17 protein-coding genes are annotated in these 15,935 nt (G+C 32.4%); 14 read left to right on the forward strand and 3 right to left on the reverse strand.

Going from position 1 to position 15,935, the window contains the following annotated elements; genetic code table 11:
• Window positions 1-339 precede the first annotated feature (339 nt).
• Genes N4A68_01920 through N4A68_01935 form a run of 4 tightly spaced genes read left to right on the forward strand, consistent with a single transcriptional unit; the run spans window position 340 to window position 4,040 of the window.
• A complete protein-coding gene (locus N4A68_01920) occupies window positions 340-1,395 on the forward strand; it encodes an ABC transporter ATP-binding protein (protein ID MCT4563077.1) in 1,056 nt (351 codons plus the stop codon).
• Complete coding sequence (locus N4A68_01925; protein MCT4563078.1) at window positions 1,385-2,209, forward strand: ABC transporter permease; 825 nt, start codon at window positions 1,385-1,387, stop codon at window positions 2,207-2,209. The genes N4A68_01920 and N4A68_01925 overlap by 11 nt, the downstream gene beginning before the upstream one ends.
• Complete coding sequence (locus N4A68_01930; GenBank protein ID MCT4563079.1) at window positions 2,203-2,994, forward strand: ABC transporter permease; 792 nt, start codon at window positions 2,203-2,205, stop codon at window positions 2,992-2,994. Before N4A68_01925 ends, N4A68_01930 begins: the two co-directional genes overlap by 7 nt.
• A gap of 5 nt (window positions 2,995-2,999) precedes the next feature.
• Window positions 3,000-4,040: an ABC transporter substrate-binding protein gene (locus N4A68_01935; protein MCT4563080.1), complete on the forward strand. Its 1,041-nt coding sequence runs from the start codon at window positions 3,000-3,002 to the stop codon at window positions 4,038-4,040.
• A 146-nt stretch (window positions 4,041-4,186) separates the two neighbouring features.
• Here the strand turns inward: N4A68_01935 and N4A68_01940 are convergent, their stop codons facing one another.
• Window positions 4,187-4,351, reverse strand: coding sequence for an alpha/beta-type small acid-soluble spore protein (locus N4A68_01940; GenBank protein MCT4563081.1), 165 nt, complete (start codon window positions 4,349-4,351; stop codon window positions 4,187-4,189).
• A 394-nt stretch (window positions 4,352-4,745) separates the two neighbouring features.
• On the opposite strand from N4A68_01940, the gene N4A68_01945 reads away from it, so the two are divergent.
• A complete protein-coding gene (locus tag N4A68_01945; protein MCT4563082.1) occupies window positions 4,746-5,624 on the forward strand; it encodes a cation diffusion facilitator family transporter in 879 nt (292 codons plus the stop codon).
• A 95-nt stretch (window positions 5,625-5,719) separates the two neighbouring features.
• On the opposite strand, the gene N4A68_01950 is transcribed toward N4A68_01945, so the two are convergent.
• Complete coding sequence (locus tag N4A68_01950) at window positions 5,720-7,063, reverse strand: MATE family efflux transporter (GenBank protein MCT4563083.1); 1,344 nt, start codon at window positions 7,061-7,063, stop codon at window positions 5,720-5,722.
• A gap of 133 nt (window positions 7,064-7,196) precedes the next feature.
• On the opposite strand from N4A68_01950, the gene N4A68_01955 reads away from it, so the two are divergent.
• From N4A68_01955 to pepT, 6 genes are all read left to right on the forward strand, one after another.
• Complete coding sequence (locus N4A68_01955) at window positions 7,197-8,030, forward strand: helix-turn-helix domain-containing protein (protein MCT4563084.1); 834 nt, start codon at window positions 7,197-7,199, stop codon at window positions 8,028-8,030.
• Window positions 8,031-8,187: 157 nt separating this feature from the next.
• Window positions 8,188-9,270 carry an endospore germination permease gene (locus N4A68_01960; GenBank protein MCT4563085.1) on the forward strand — a complete coding sequence of 361 codons (1,083 nt, stop codon included), beginning with the start codon at window positions 8,188-8,190 and terminating at the stop codon, window positions 9,268-9,270.
• A 132-nt stretch (window positions 9,271-9,402) separates the two neighbouring features.
• Window positions 9,403-9,669: a hypothetical protein gene (locus N4A68_01965; GenBank protein MCT4563086.1), complete on the forward strand. Its 267-nt coding sequence runs from the start codon at window positions 9,403-9,405 to the stop codon at window positions 9,667-9,669.
• Window positions 9,662-9,868 carry a hypothetical protein gene (locus N4A68_01970; protein MCT4563087.1) on the forward strand — a complete coding sequence of 69 codons (207 nt, stop codon included), beginning with the start codon at window positions 9,662-9,664 and terminating at the stop codon, window positions 9,866-9,868. The genes N4A68_01965 and N4A68_01970 overlap by 8 nt, the downstream gene beginning before the upstream one ends.
• A gap of 146 nt (window positions 9,869-10,014) precedes the next feature.
• Window positions 10,015-10,851 carry an aminotransferase class IV gene (locus tag N4A68_01975; protein ID MCT4563088.1) on the forward strand — a complete coding sequence of 279 codons (837 nt, stop codon included), beginning with the start codon at window positions 10,015-10,017 and terminating at the stop codon, window positions 10,849-10,851.
• A 107-nt stretch (window positions 10,852-10,958) separates the two neighbouring features.
• Window positions 10,959-12,182, forward strand: coding sequence for a peptidase T (gene pepT, locus N4A68_01980; GenBank protein ID MCT4563089.1), 1,224 nt, complete (start codon window positions 10,959-10,961; stop codon window positions 12,180-12,182).
• A gap of 59 nt (window positions 12,183-12,241) precedes the next feature.
• Here the strand turns inward: pepT and N4A68_01985 are convergent, their stop codons facing one another.
• Entirely contained in the window at window positions 12,242-12,667 is a 426-nt protein-coding gene (locus N4A68_01985) for a universal stress protein (protein ID MCT4563090.1), read from the reverse strand.
• A gap of 222 nt (window positions 12,668-12,889) precedes the next feature.
• On the opposite strand from N4A68_01985, the gene N4A68_01990 reads away from it, so the two are divergent.
• The 3 genes from N4A68_01990 (at window position 12,890) to N4A68_02000 (ending at window position 15,707) form a co-directional block, all read left to right on the forward strand.
• Window positions 12,890-13,057, forward strand: coding sequence for a hypothetical protein (locus N4A68_01990; GenBank protein MCT4563091.1), 168 nt, complete (start codon window positions 12,890-12,892; stop codon window positions 13,055-13,057).
• Between the two features lie 278 nt (window positions 13,058-13,335).
• A complete protein-coding gene (locus tag N4A68_01995; protein MCT4563092.1) occupies window positions 13,336-14,085 on the forward strand; it encodes a tRNA threonylcarbamoyladenosine dehydratase in 750 nt (249 codons plus the stop codon).
• Between the two features lie 320 nt (window positions 14,086-14,405).
• Window positions 14,406-15,707 (forward strand): peptidoglycan-binding protein, encoded by a 1,302-nt coding sequence (locus N4A68_02000; GenBank protein ID MCT4563093.1) that lies wholly within the window; start codon window positions 14,406-14,408, stop codon window positions 15,705-15,707.
• Window positions 15,708-15,935: the final 228 nt, after the last annotated feature.

Genomic DNA, 15,935 nt, shown 5'->3' on the forward strand with positions numbered 1-15,935 from the left:
CAAATACATCATTTTTTATATGGAATACTAAGCTATGTGCATCACTTTCAAATACTCAAAAAACTTATATATTAATACCTATTTTATATTGACAATTAGGGCCAAAATCATATATAATTCTTCTGGATATGTTTAGTTAATCTAAACAAAAAGTTTAGTATAAATGTGTATTCGTATATACTATAAATATTTATATAGAAATTCCATGGGAAACTTTAATTTATATATAAAAGACTTTTTACGAATCCCCGTGGATTTTAAATATGTATAAATTAATATTCACTTGGGAATTTCTACAGGTGTAAGACTTAATTATGATTAATTTAAGGAGGTAGATAGATGGCCCCAAATATTATTCAGCTCAGAAATGTCTATAAGAATTTCGGAGGACATAAAGCATTGATAGATGTAAATTTCTGTGTGCGTAAAAATGAGTTTATAACTTTACTTGGACCAAGTGGTTGCGGAAAAACTACTACACTCAGACTTATAGGTGGGTTTGAGTATCCCACATCGGGAGAAATTTTATTTGAAGACAATAATATTGCTGATCTTCCACCCTATAAGCGAAAGGTAAATACAGTTTTTCAAAAATATGCTCTTTTTCCCCATCTGAATGTGTATGATAACATTGCATTCGGGCTAAAGGTGAAGAAGATGGATAAGAAGCTTATGGATAAAAAGGTCAAAGATATGTTGTGCTTAGTGAACTTAAATGGATTTGAAAAACGTTCGATAAATTCACTGAGTGGTGGACAACAACAAAGAATTGCCATTGCTAGAGCATTGATAAATGAGCCCGATGTTCTTTTGCTTGACGAACCCCTAGGGGCATTGGATTTAAAGCTAAGAAAAGGAATGCAGACTGAGCTTAAACGTATACAGCAAAGTCTTGGAATTACATTTATCTTTGTTACCCATGATCAGGAAGAAGCATTGACTATGTCTGATACAATCATAGTCATGAAGGATGGAAGACTTCAGCAGATAGGTACTCCAGAGGATATTTATAATGAACCTGAAAATGCATTTGTTGCTGATTTTATCGGAGAAAGTACCATCGTTGATGGTATAATGCATGAAGACTACTTAGTTGAATTTGCAGGATGTAAATTCAAATGTGTAGATGAAGGTTTTGAGAAAAAAGAAAGCGTCGATGTAGTTATTCGTCCTGAAGATATAAAAGTAGTAGCTCCTGATGAAGGAATGTTAGTGGGGATGGTAAAATCCGTGATATTTAAAGGTGTTCATTATGAAATACTTATAAAAACTGGTAATCACTTGTTTAAAATACATAGCACTAAAATTGCACCAGTAGGTAAAAAAGCTGGACTTATAATAGAACCAGATGATATACATATCATGAAAAAGGAGAGGGTAATAGATGAAGAATAAATTAATTACCTATCCTTATATGATATGGATGATACTATTTATCGTAGTTCCAATATTTTTGGTATTATCCTATAGCATAACCTACAAAGATGATTCAGGCTTAACCTTTACTTTAGCGCATTATAAACGATTTTTTGATCCTCTATACATTAATGTGTTTATACATTCCATCAATTTGGCCCTTATTAGTACCGTTATATGTCTAGTTTTAGGTTATCCTATGGCTATGATTATAGCAAAAGCTTCTAATCGGAATAGGAATATGATGGTTTTATTCTTTGTAATACCTATGTGGATGAATTTTTTGCTTAGGACCTATGCGTGGATGAGTCTTTTGGAGCGAAGTGGATTAATAAATAAATTTTTAAAGCTATTGCACTTGCCTACACTAAATATTATGTATACTAATGGGGCTGTAGTATTGGGTATGGTATATAACTTCTTGCCATTTATGGTACTACCCATATATTCTGTGCTTATTAAAATAGATAGAAACCTCATTGAGGCAGCTCAAGATTTAGGAGCCAATGAATTAGAGGTCTTTTTAAAGGTGACCCTTCCATTAAGCTTACCTGGAGTAATTTCAGGATTCATAATGGTATTTATGCCTGCCATAACCACCTTTGTAATTTCAAGGTTGCTCGGTGGAGGCCAGTTTACTTTGATTGGAAACCTTATAGAACAACAATTTTTAACTGCGGGAGATTGGAATTTTGGTTCTGCAATATCCATGCTTATGCTTATGTTGATACTCCTTAGTTCACTCATTTTAAGCAAATATGATAAAGACAAGGAAGGAGTGGGATTGTGGTAAATCGCTTTTTAAAAAAGCTTTACAGCTTTTTGATTTATCTATTTTTATATGCTCCTATCCTTATCCTAATAGCATTTTCTTTTAATAATTCAAAGTCACGTGGCAGCTGGGGGGGCTTCACATTAAAATGGTATGGGCAATTATTTAAGGATTCTCAAATAATGTCAGCCCTTTATTATACTATAAGTATTGCTGTGGTTTCTTCTGCTATTGCTACCTTTATTGGAACTGCCGCTGCTATAGGAATACATAGGATGAATAAAAAGCAAAAAAACCTTATTATGAACTTGACATATATACCAGTACTTAATGCGGATATCGTAACTGGAATTTCGCTAATGATTTTATTTATTTTTTTAAAGTTGCAACTTGGGTTTATTACTTTACTTATTGCCCATATTACATTTAATATTCCATATGTAATTTTGTCGGTACTTCCAAAGCTCAAGCAACTTGATAATAATTTATATGAAGCCGCCCTAGATCTTGGGGCTACACCTTGGTATGCAATAAGAAAAGTTATACTACCCGAAATAATGCCTGGAATAATTACAGGGGCACTATTTGCCTTTACACTTTCTATAGATGATTTTGTTATAAGCTTTTTCACTACAGGATCCGGTGTATCTAATTTATCAATTATCATCTATTCCATGGCTAGAAGGGGAATAAAGCCTAAAATCAATGCTTTATCAACCTTAATGTTTGGTACGGTTTTAGCATTGCTTTTAATAATAAATAATAGAACCAATAAAAATCAACAAGGAAAGGGAGATGTTAGTTGAAAAGAATGATGAAAAAATGTGTATTGATTTCTTTAGCTGTGCTTGTGATTGTTTCTTTAGCAGCATGTCAAGGAGAAAAAAAGGTTACGATTAATGTGTACAATTGGGGAGAGTATATTGACGAAAGCGTTATTGGAGAATTTGAAGAAAAGCATGGTATCAATGTGAATTATGAAATGTTTGAAACAAATGAGGCTATGTATCAAAAAATAAAGCCAGGTGGAGTTAATTATGATGTAGCATTCCCATCGGATTATATGGTAAGCAAAATGATAGATGAAGATATGCTTTATAAGGTGGATTACAGTAATATACCTAATTATAAATATATTGATGAAAAATTTAAAAACCTTGAATATGATGAGAATAATGAGTATTCTGTACCATATATGTGGGGAACTGTAGGCATTTTATATAATAAAACTATCGTAAAAGAACCAGTGGATAGCTGGAATGTATTGTGGGATGAGAAATATAAAAAGCAAATTCTTATGCAAGATAGTCAAAGAGAAACCATAGGTGTTGCACTGCAAAAATTAGGATATTCTTTAAATACAAACAACTTAGACGAGTTAGAAGAAGCAAAGCAGGAGCTTATAAAGCAAAAACCATTGGTGTTGGCGTATGTTGTTGATGAGGTAAAGGATAAAATGATAGGTGGAGAGGCAGGTTTAGCAGTAGTATGGGCCGGTGATGCCGTTTTTATGATGGAACAAAATCCTGATTTAGCCTATGCTGTGCCGAAAACAGGAAGTAATGTTTTTGTTGATGCTATGGTTATACCTAAAACCTCAAAGCATAAAAAAGAGGCTGAAATGTTCATAAACTTTATGTGTGAAACGGAAACAGCATTAAAAAATACTAACTTCATAGGATATTCAACTCCTCATACTGAAACAAAGAAAATGCTAGAGCCAGAGATTGCTAATGATCCTGTAGCTTATCCCGATGATGATATACTAGAAAAATGTGAAGTTTATAGGGATTTAGGAGAAATGGTAAAGGTATATGACCGTATTTGGACTGAGATAAAGGCCGCAAAATAATATATATAGAACCCACTTATAAAGCTGCATTTTGATTTTTCAAATAACCAATGCTTATAGGGTATTCGATGAGTGAAAATGCAAAGGATTTGTTGGGATTTCTATAGTAAGAACCTCTTTCGTTTTATTGAAAGAGGTTTTTATTCTTAAAATTCATTCCTATTACGCATACTCTTCTTTGCATTTTTATTGAATTTCTTAGTATTTACATTGTTATTTGAAAAATCATTTGCTCCTAATTCCTTTGACATTTCATATTTAAATTCATTTAAAGCTTTTCTAGCATTTCTATCGGTTTTTTTATGGGACATCTATATAACCTCCTTTAACTGTATAATGTAAAACTAATATTATTTTTTCCATTTGGGTCTCCATGATGCATGTAAATATTACCTTAGAAAATTGCATGATTTTGACTTGGCTAAGGTCATAATATATATGGTATAACTTTGAAGATTTTAAAACTATATCATAGTGGATAGTTTTTGTAGTTGTTTAGATATATTAGGGAAGAATAAATAGGACTGATAGAATAATTCATATTTTAATAGATGTCATTATCAATTGATAATAAATTTCCGAATGAAAAAGATGTTGCAAATTAGAAAATACAGCGTTATAATATAATATATAGTCAGAAATTGGATTATCAATTGAAAAGAAACTTTGTATTAATGTACAATTCGTTACTATGGGGGTGTAGGAATGAATAGGGAAGAAAAAATAAAAATAGCAAATAAAGTATCTTTTATCACAATAATAGCAAATATCATTTTATCAATAGTAAAGGTTATCATAGGATTTATAGGAAAAAGTAATGCTATTATTGCGGATGGGTTTCATTCATTGTCCGATGTTTTTAGTACGGTTATTGCTTTAATAGGGATTAGGCTTGCTAGTAAAGCTGATGATGAAAATCATCCCTATGGACATGAGAGAATTGAACCAGTTATGGGAAAAATTCTTGCAAATATTTTGCTTTTAACAGCATTATTTATGGGATATAACGGTATAAAAAGTATTACCCAAGGCGATTATACTGTTCCAGGTAAAATTACCATATATGCTGCCGTTTTTTCTATTGTAGTTAAGGAATGGATGTATAGATATACGGTTAAAGCGGCAAAAAAAATAGAAAGTTCAGGCTTGCTCGCCGATGCTTGGCATCATAGAACCGATGCATTATCCTCTATAGGTAGTTTAATAGGTGTTACTGGAGCTATATTAGGCTATCCCATATTAGATTCTATAGCTGCGATTGTTATTAGTGTATTTGTTGCAAAGGTTGCTATGGATATTTATCTTCAATCTGTTAAGGAGTTAATTGATTCATCGGCAGATCAAGAAACCATAAATGATATAAAAAAAATAATACTTGGAACTGAAGGTGTTATTCAGATAGATGATTTAAAGACAAGAATGCATGGGAATAAATTATATGTTGATTTAGAGATTTCTGTTAACAAGGACTTGTCACTGTCGAAGGCCCATGATATAGCAGAAAATGTACATATCAAAATTGAGAAGGGTATAAGAAGAGTAAAGCATTGTATGGTTCATGTGAATCCATTTGAAGAGAATTAATGGGCATCGATATCCACAAATTTAAAACTTTACTATATCAATAAAGGTCGAAATCCTTTACAAATTTTTGTAAAGGATTTCGACCTTTATTGATATTAAGAAACTGTGTTTGGATTCATCTTGTTTTTAGATAATATAATAGCACCTATACCTACCAGTATTTGACCAAGACAAATGCCTAGAAGTATGCCTATATAGGAATATATCATTTTTCCTAGTACTGCAAGGGGAAGTACTATGACAAGTATCCCTATGACATTTAGCACAACAGTCCAAATAGGGCGTCCAATGGTGGTGAATGCTTGGCTCATCCAATTTGTGATATTTAAACCTATCATTCCAAATATCATTATCCATAGGTAATGTGTGCTATATAATACCACTTCCTCGTCGGTTGTAAATATACGGGACACGGGCTTGGCCAGAGGAATAGATAGGGCAAATACTATTACTCCATATATTAATGCAAATTTTATAGCCATCTTTCTCGTTGTATATACTCTATCATAATTTTCGGCTCCCCAATTTTGACCAATTATAGGGATTAGAGACAATCCTACTCCTGCAGTTATTATTGTTACAAAGCTTTCAACACGAGTACCCACAGCGATTGCTGCGACTGCGGCTGTGCCACCTGATGATGATACCAATGCTGTAAGCACACTACGTAATAATTGAGGCATAAAAAGCACAGTAATGCTAGGCAAGCCTATTTTTAAAATGTTTTTCCATGATTCGAAGATTTCTTTCTTACTATTAAACTCAAACGACAGTAAGTGGTGATGAAAATGTGTAAATGATAGTGTTACGATCATACCTATTAAACGTGCAATAACGGTTGCCAGTGCAGCTCCTCGTATGCCAAGTCTTGGAAATATCCAATACCCATGGATAAGAAGAGGATCTAATATAATGTTGACTACTGAACATACGATCATCACAATAAAGGGGCGTACCATGTCTCCACTTGCCCTCATACATGAATCACAGACAGGGGGAGTAACTACCAAGACGACAAAGCTATACCATATTAGCATGTAGTCTTTAACTAAGGCCAAGGTGTCGGAATCTGCTCCTAGTAGTGTGAACACTTTATCCATGCTAAATATTCCTATAAGGCTAATGAACATTACAAAAATTAAGGACAGCAAGATTCCATCCGTAGCGATACGTTGCATTAGATGATGGTCATTTGCACCCTTTGCACGGGAAAGAAGTGAGGCAGCACCGCTGCTCATACCGCTTGAAATCCCTCCTACTATCATAACCACGGGGAATGTGAATCCCATAGCGGCGAGTGCATTAGTACCTAATTGTGAAACAAAATAGGTATCGGTCAAATTAAATATAGTAAATGAAAACATACCCGCTATGGAAGGTAATGCTAGACGCAGCATATGACTTGGTATGCTGCCCGTTAGTAAATTATGCTTTTGCATATTTTGATATTCTCCTTCATGCGTATTTAGTTGACAAAAAAAATTATAAACCTTATAGTAACTATAAAGTCAATAGCAAATACTAATATATTTTTAAAATATTTGAAATATAATGAAGGAAGTTGATGTCATCATGAAAAAAGGATATAGGATAGGGGAAATATCTAAGATCAAAAATATAGATGCTCAAACCCTAAGATATTATGATAAAATTGGCATATTGTCCCCTAAAATAGTGGACGATAAAAACAATTATCGGTATTATTCCCTAGAACAATTTATAGATGTTGATCGTATAAAGTTTTACAAAATATTAGGATTGTCTTTGGAAGAAATAAAAAAATTTAAGGATATCCATAATGTTGAGGAAGCATTAGAAACCCTTAGGTCACAAAGGAAACAGATGGAAAACAAAATCGAAAAAATGCAGGCTGTGGCAAAAAACATCGAGAATATTATAGAAACCATAGAGGGCACAAGTGAGGCTGGGGAAAAACAAATACAAATCAAAAATTGTGGTTCTTTGTATGGCATTATTGGAGATTGCCAAACAAGTAATGACTGGTATGAATTTGAAACTAAATTACTGGAGCTTACTAATAATTATCCTAACTATTCGGAAATTGGACATAATCATGGTTTATCATGTATCCATAATGAAAAGTATTTACATTGCACCAGAAATAAGTATATGGAAAAGATAGCAATCCCAATTAATCAACGATTTATTAATGATCCAAATGTTCAGGAGTACCAGCTTGGTATGTGTATAGTAGCCTACCATAAAGGGCCACACCATAGAATAAAGGATACTTTTTTAAGAATAAAGGAATATATTAGTATGAAACAATTACAAATAAGAGGAGATATTATTATTACATCAATTATTAGCAGCTTTATAGTTAATAATGAAAATGAATTTTTAAATGAAATAAAAATACCTATAGAATGGGATCCGACTAACTAGTAGAAATATCTTGACTTTTACTAGCTGGTCTGATCCCTTTTTCTTTCCCTCAAAATTGGTCTAGATAAGCCTATAACTAATATTTATACTTTCTACTAGGAGTATAAATATAGAAATTGGTCAAGACTAATCATAGGTAAATTCGGAGGGGAAAATCATGAATAAAGAGGTTATTTCTGATAAGCAAGGAATATATCTTGTGATCATATTACTAGTGGGTTCATCTTCAATAATGGTAATGGGGATTCAAGCTGGAAAAGATGCATGGCTAGCTGTTCTTTTGGGGATAGCTATATCATTTCCAATAACACTTATTTATGCTAGATTGCACTTTATTTTTTTGGGTAAGGATTTGTTTGATATTCTTGAAATTTGTTTTGGGAAGATTATAGGCAAAGGAATCTGTTTATTATATGTATGGTTTACTTTACATCATGCAGCATTAATTTTGGAGAATGTAGGTACATTTATCAATACAGTTTCATTATATAGAACCCCTATAGTTATACCAACAATTGTTATTGCCATTATGGCTATGTGGGCGGTGAAAAAAGGAATAAAAGTAATGTGTGAATGGATAGTTTTTTTTCTTCCCATAATTGTCATTTTATTAGGTGCGTTTGTATTTTTATTGATACCCAGAATGCGTATAAATAATGTCCTACCTGTTATGAACAACGGAATAATACCCATAATATATGGAGGAATTTCAGTTTTTACATTTCCCTTTGCTGAGACATACGTGTTCACAATGATTTTCACTCGTTTTGATAATAAAAAATCTCCTTATAAAATTCATATAACTGGTTTATTGATAGGGGGGTTTATGATGTACACAATTGCTTTAACGAACTTATTAGTTTTATCGGTGAATACAGTCTCAACAGTATATTATCCTACCTATTTAGCCGCTACCAGAGTAAAAATTTTCAATGTTCTACAAAGATTCGAAGTGATAATAGGTATAGTTTTAGTATTAGGAGCATTTATGAAAATAAGTATATTTCTATTTGCCTCTTGTAAAGGGGTAGCTAAAACATTTGGATTTAGAGAATATGGATTTATAGCTTTACCCATGGGACTGATGTCAATTAATGCAACCTATTTTCAAAATGATAGTATTATGGAAATATTTGAATTTGCTGAAGGAATATGGCCATATTATTCATCTGTATTTCAAGTGATTCTGCCATGTATTATCTGGATTGCCGCTGAAATAAGGAAAAAACAATTGAATTAATTCAACTTTTCAACTCTGATTCCTTCTTGCTAAAAATTGTCAAAGGAGAACAAAAAATAGTTATATAAATGATCTTGTTTTCACTAATAATAATTACAGGAACAGTACAAATTTTAAAGGAGATTAAGGTAAATGCAATTAAGTAGTCTAATTGGTGAAGGAGAAAGAATAGGAAGGGAAACACAAAAAGAATTTTATAATCAAAGAGGTATTGAAGAAAAGGGAAATAGATGGATTGGTAAAAGTATTTCATATTTAGAAGAAAATTATCCAGAGAGTATTTTGACTAGTGATTTTATAGTAGAAAGTGAGAAAGTAGACAAAGACTATGGTGATATGGTTTCTATCCTAAAGGGATTAAGGGATGTTGAAGGCGAACTAGGTTCGCTTGATGAGTAATGACTTAAAAGTAAAGGATGATACTATGCGAATAAATGAAAGCAAGGAAGTAGAAAGATTTATTGACGAATATTTTTCACCCCAATATATATCCTTAGCCAATAGGCGGGACTTAAGTAATACAAGTGGTGTGGGAAAGGATTGTATGTTTGAAGGAAACGTTAAAAAATGTAAAAGAGGGGATTGTATAGAGTATTAGAAGCTTAAAAACAGATATTATTTATATAAAAAACACTAATAAATCTTTTATACCTTGATTTATTAGTGTTTTTTATATAATAGTATCTTTTTTTGCTATTGTCCACTAGGGGGCAAAAGATATATAATAGGGGCGGAGGTGTTTTTATGGTAAAAGAAGCCATCTTAGATTATCTGATATATAACAGTAGGGTTTATTCCACTAAAGAAATAGATATATGGCCAAATACAGAAAGGGTTTCCATTTACGAGGTCATAAGGATAATAGATGGAATTCCTTTATATTTAGAAGAACATCTTGAAAGGCTTGCAAAGTCTGCTAAACTTCTCAATGTAAAACTGAATAGAACCTATGAGGAATTAACCGATGAAATTAAGAAATTAATAGAGATAAATGATGAAAATAATTTGAATGTAAAAATATTATGTGTTGCAGAAGGTGGAGAAGTTGAAGAACTTTATATATACTTTATAAAAAGTTTTTATCCTCCTGAATTAATGTATAGAGAAGGTATACATACTATAGCCTATGAAAGTGAGAGACAAAATCCAAATGCTAAAACCTTTAATGGAAGCTTTAAAAAAGGGATAGCCATAGAATTAGAAAGAAGAAATGCATTTGAAGCCTTACTTGTCAATAATGATGGACAGATAACCGAGGGAAGCAGATCAAACCTATTTTTTGTAAAGGATGAAAAACTCTTTACCTCCCCTGCCCATGAGGTATTACTTGGAGTTACACGTTCTAAGATTATAGAATTATGCAGCCAGAGCAGCATAGATATTATTGAGCAGGAGATATCCTTAGATAGTATAAGTAAGTATGAAGGAGCTTTTATAACGGGAACCTCAATTAATGTACTTCCTATTAAGAATATAGATGGAATAGGATTTGATTTGTCTAAAAATGATATTATTAATAAAATCATTGAAATATATGAAAAGGATAAGCAAAATTATATAAATAAAAGGAGAAATATTTAGGCATATGAAAAAATAAACGGGACTAGTAATATAGGATGAAAAGTTTATTTTTGAATCTGCCTTAATTGAGTAAATTGTATAATCAAGATGAAGGGGAGTTGGTTTAAATGGAAAAATTAGTACAAAGATTTTTAAAATATGTAAAGATTGACACAAAGTCTGACCCAAATTCAGCTTCGTGTCCGAGTACAGAAAAACAGTTTAATCTAGGAAAGGAACTTGTCAAGGAACTTCAGGAACTTGGTTTAAAGGATGCAGCTATGGATGATAATGGTTATGTAATGGCTACATTACCATCAAATACCGATAAAGACCTACCAAATCTAGGATTTATAGCCCATATGGATACTAGTCCTGATATGACAGCGGAAAATGTAAAACCTCAAATTATTAAGGACTATGATGGCAATGATATCCTATTAAATGGTGAGAAAAATATCGTGTTATCCCCAAAGGATTTTCCAGAGCTAAAGGATTATATTGGAGAAGATTTAATTACCACCGATGGAACTACACTTTTAGGTGCCGATGATAAAGCAGGTATAGCTGAGATAATGACTGCTGTAGAGCATCTCATAAATAATCCAGAGATAAAGCATGGTACTATAAAAATAGGCTTTACTCCCGACGAAGAGGTCGGAAGGGGAGCAGACAAATTTGATGTTGAAAAGTTTGCTGCGGACCTTGCTTATACAGTCGATGGGGGACAAATCGGAGAATTAGAGTATGAGAACTTTAATGCAGCCTATGCTAAGATTAAGATAAATGGAAGAAATGTACATCCAGGTACGGCTAAAAATAAAATGATTAATGCAATATCAATAGCTATGGAATTTAATTCAATGTTACCTACAAACCAAGTTCCCGAATATACTGAAGGATATGAGGGATTTTATCACTTGCATGATATAAAGGGTAATGTAGAAGAAACCATTCTAGAGTATATTATTAGAGATCATGACAAAGAAAAATTTGAAGAAAAGAAAAAAAGAGTTGAGAATATTGTAAAATATTTAAATGGCAATATGGGAAAAGGTACTGTAGAATTAGATATGAAGGATCAGTATTACAATATGAAAGAGAAAATAGAGCCTGTTATGCATATAGTAGAAATCGCTGAGAGGGCTATGAAAGAGGTGGCGGTTAAACCTATAATCAAACCCATTCGAGGGGGAACCGATGGTGCAAGACTTTCATATATGGGTCTTCCATGCCCTAACCTTTTTACAGGAGGCCATAATTTCCATGGAAAGTTTGAATATATCTCAATAAATTCTATGAAGAAATCAGTAGATGTTATACTTAAGATAGCTGAACTTTTTGCAAAATAATAAAGGGCTGTTGAGAAATTTAGGTTTCTCAACAGCCTAAAAGTTATACTTTAACACCTTTATCTTATAACTAATACGGGAATACTGCTATGCAGTACTACTTTGTTTGTAACACTACCTAATAAGAACCTTTTGCTCCTTGACATTCCGTGGGTACATATGATTATTAGGTCACAGCCTTCCTTTTCTGCTACTTCTAAAATAGTAACTGCAGGATCACCTAAAGCGGTTTTAGTGGTTATTCTTATACCGGTTTCAGCAAAGGCTTTTTTTGCATCCTCCACAATTCTTTCTGCAATTTTTTCAGGATTGTTTTTTTCATTTTTGGACATGACGGGATCATATAGCCATCCAAAGGGAGGCGTCAAATCTTGAGCGTTAAATATGATTATTTCTGAGTCGAATTTTTGTGCTATTTTTTTAGCATGATTATAGGCTTTAGGACAGATTTCTGAACCGTCAATAGGCAAAAATATTTTTTTCATAGGTATACCTCCTCAAAGTATATTTATATCATTATTATTTATTATTTAAAGTATAGTTATGAAATAAGTTCAAAAAAGAATAAAAAAGAAAAAAATTAATGAAAAATTAACAAAAAAAAGAAGGAATTCTAAAAAATGTGTATAATATTAATAATAATCTAGCAATCCAGGCTCTATTAAGTAGCTTGGATTATAGTAAATCTATTTGGAGGATCTATATAGATGATTGATAATGGAAATGAATTGAGGGAATTAATATCATTGGTTGAAAAATTTGTTGAGGTTGCAGACGAATTAAAAAGAAATGGAAGAATAGATCAAGAACAATATACGTATATAACTAAAAACAAGATAGAGTTTTTAATGGAATCTAAGGAATTAATGGAGTAATACATGTAGAAAATATTTGTTAAAGGGATGTGTAAGAATGATGAGCTTCATTCTCAAGCACCCTAGGGCTTAAAAAAAGATTGTCTTTTGAGACAGTTCTTTTTTTGCCTATGATTTTCCATGAAAAAATCTGACCGAAGGGAAAAAACTAATATTTTTGAGCTTTCCTATGGAAATTTTGAAATTCATGAAAAGATGACTAAGGGTAAATGATATACTATAAAGAACAAGCTGAGTATTATAAAGGTTAAAAATTACTAATATAGGAGGCAGAAAAGATGGCATTAAATTCTTTTTCCCGTACAGAGTTATTAATAGGAAAAGAAGGAATTAAAACATTATCGAAAAAAACAGTAGCCATATTTGGAATAGGTGGAGTTGGTACCTTTGTGGCAGAAGCTCTTGCCAGATCAGGAGTTGGAAGATTTATATTGATTGATGATGATGATATATGCTTAACCAATATAAATAGACAAATACATGCACTTAGAAGTACCGTTGGTAAAGCAAAGGTTGATGTGATGAAGGATAGAATATTAGATATAAATCCTAAAGCCCAGATAACAACCTATAAAATGCTATATACAGCTGAAACTGCTGAGCAGCTCCTAGATAATACCTATGATTATGTGGTTGATGCAATAGATATGGTAAGCTCTAAATTAGATCTAATAGAAAGATGTTATAAAAGAAATATACCTATAATGAGTAGTATGGGGGCTGGAAACAAATTAGACCCCACTAGATTTGAAATAGCTGATATCTTTGAGACATCTATATGTCCTTTGGCCAAGGTGATGAGAAAAGAATTAAGAAAAAGGGATGTCCATAATTTAAAAGTTGTATATTCCAAGGAAGTGCCATTGAAGCCCATTGAATTAGAATCCGATTGCAAGACAGATTGCATTTGTACTAATCAGGAAAGAACTTGCACCGTAAGAAGACAAATTCCCGGCAGTATTGCATTTGTTCCTTCTGTGGCAGGATTAATAATAGCATCTGAAGTCATAAAGGATTTGTTGAAATAAGAGATTCAGTCTCATATAGCATAAGTTAATAAATACCCATGTATAAATAATAATCCTTTAAATGAAATAATTACAAAGAGGAAAATAAAGAAATATATCAAATAGTTATTTAAGAACTTCTTAATTATAAAAGCGGCCTTAGTCGCTTTTATTTTGTTTTTAAAATCAAACTATTTTTCATAAGCAATTGTACATAGGATTGCTATACTAAATTCATAGGAAAAAAGTGTTAAGTTTGGATATGTACTTGATTGAAGGATGTTTAAAGTGATATAGTTATATTAAGAGAGTTTGTCCACAAACTGTTAGGAGGGAATTTTGTGAAGAGAATTGTTGCGGCTATTTTAACTTCAATTTGTTTGATAAGTACAACTACAACAGCTTTTGCAGCTGAGAGTCAATATTTTAAATTTTCGAGCTATAAAAAGGGAATGGATAACACGGATATAAAGGTGATTCAAGAAGCACTTAAGAAGGATGGTGTTTTTAATCATAATGAATTAACTACATACTATGGAACTATTACTGAAAATGCTGTGATAAGCTTTCAGAAAAAATATGGCTTGACGGCCGATGGTATAATTGGAAAATCTACAATAGATAAGATGGATTCTTTAGGGCTTTTTACCCATGGAAATCTTTCTTTAAGGGTATATAAGCCGGGAATGACACACTCTGATATAGAAATTATCCAAGAAGCACTTCGTGATATCGGTACCTATAAAGGAGATAGCATTACTACGTATTTTGGCTCAGTAACAGAAAAGGCAGTTAAAGATTTTCAAGGTATGCATGGATTAGCTTCTGATGGAGTTGTAGGTGGGTCAACAATAAAGAAAATGGAGATCTTGGGACTAGTAACCCACAATATTGGTGTTTCAGGGGTTTTAGGTAATCTTACATTAGCTAAGTATGAAAAGGGGATGTCCCATCCCGAGGTTAAAATAATTCAGCGGGCTTTAAAACAGTGCGGAACCTTTAACGAAGATAGTTTCACTACATATTTTGGTTCTGTAACAGAAAAGTCAGTAAAGGATTTTCAGCGTAAATATGGACTAGCTGTGGATGGAGTTGTAGGGGGAGGGACTCTAGAGAAGATGAAGTCCCTTGGATTAATAAATTTTACAGTTAGTAGGGGTAGTGCAAAAAGAGGAGCAGGAGAGTATTTAGATTGGAAAAATGTAAAGAAGTTGCTTGTAAGGAATAAAACTGTATTAACGGTTAAGGATTTAAGTACTGGTTTGAAATTCAAAGTAAAGGTAACTGCTGGTTCTAATCATGCAGATGTAGAGCCTGTATCAAAAAATGATACAAATGTCATAAAGAAGATATGGGGAGGCTTTAGTTGGGAGAGAAGACCTGCATTGGTATATTTAAATGGTAGAGTGATTGCAGCTTCTATGACAGCTATGCCCCATGCTGGAGTTGAAAGCAAGCCTGCTGGAAAGAATGTGTCCGGTAGAAGTGGAGGATATGGTTATGGATATAACTTTGATTTCATTAAGGGGAATGGAATCTCTGGACATTTAGACATTCACTTCAAAAACAGTAGAAGGCATAAGGATAATAAAAAGGATCCTAAGCATCAGGTATGTATAAAGAAGGCTGCAGGCATCAAATAATAAGTACAATATTTTTTGATTATATAAATAAATTATATTTATATCCATATATTATGACTTGAATTATGGATTCGATGTTAAAATACTGTTACAGAATGTAATTTGTGATTAAGATAGTATGATTTGTGGTATAATCTACAATAAGGGAATAAGTGTTATATACATTATAGTGATAAATAATTAGTTTTATGGGGGGTAGACAGAAAAATGAAAAATATTAAAGCCCTA

It is taken from the genome of Maledivibacter sp. (assembly GCA_025210375.1).
In the GTDB taxonomy this organism is placed as follows: domain Bacteria; phylum Bacillota; class Clostridia; order Peptostreptococcales; family Caminicellaceae; genus JAOASB01.

Coding starts and splice junctions, on each gene's coding strand:
- N4A68_01920 (MCT4563077.1), top strand. CDS start 340: ATGGCCCCAAATATTATTCAGCTCAGAAATGTCTATAAGAATTTCGGA.
- N4A68_01925 (MCT4563078.1), top strand. CDS start 1,385: ATGAAGAATAAATTAATTACCTATCCTTATATGATATGGATGATACTA.
- N4A68_01935 (MCT4563080.1), top strand. CDS start 3,000: ATGATGAAAAAATGTGTATTGATTTCTTTAGCTGTGCTTGTGATTGTT.
- N4A68_01940 (MCT4563081.1), bottom strand. CDS start 4,351: ATGTCCCATAAAAAAACCGATAGAAATGCTAGAAAAGCTTTAAATGAA.
- N4A68_01945 (MCT4563082.1), top strand. CDS start 4,746: ATGAATAGGGAAGAAAAAATAAAAATAGCAAATAAAGTATCTTTTATC.
- N4A68_01950 (MCT4563083.1), bottom strand. CDS start 7,063: ATGCAAAAGCATAATTTACTAACGGGCAGCATACCAAGTCATATGCTG.
- N4A68_01955 (MCT4563084.1), top strand. CDS start 7,197: ATGAAAAAAGGATATAGGATAGGGGAAATATCTAAGATCAAAAATATA.
- N4A68_01960 (MCT4563085.1), top strand. CDS start 8,188: ATGAATAAAGAGGTTATTTCTGATAAGCAAGGAATATATCTTGTGATC.
- N4A68_01965 (MCT4563086.1), top strand. CDS start 9,403: ATGCAATTAAGTAGTCTAATTGGTGAAGGAGAAAGAATAGGAAGGGAA.
- N4A68_01970 (MCT4563087.1), top strand. CDS start 9,662: ATGAGTAATGACTTAAAAGTAAAGGATGATACTATGCGAATAAATGAA.
- N4A68_01975 (MCT4563088.1), top strand. CDS start 10,015: ATGGTAAAAGAAGCCATCTTAGATTATCTGATATATAACAGTAGGGTT.
- pepT (MCT4563089.1), top strand. CDS start 10,959: ATGGAAAAATTAGTACAAAGATTTTTAAAATATGTAAAGATTGACACA.
- N4A68_01985 (MCT4563090.1), bottom strand. CDS start 12,667: ATGAAAAAAATATTTTTGCCTATTGACGGTTCAGAAATCTGTCCTAAA.
- N4A68_01990 (MCT4563091.1), top strand. CDS start 12,890: ATGATTGATAATGGAAATGAATTGAGGGAATTAATATCATTGGTTGAA.
- N4A68_01995 (MCT4563092.1), top strand. CDS start 13,336: ATGGCATTAAATTCTTTTTCCCGTACAGAGTTATTAATAGGAAAAGAA.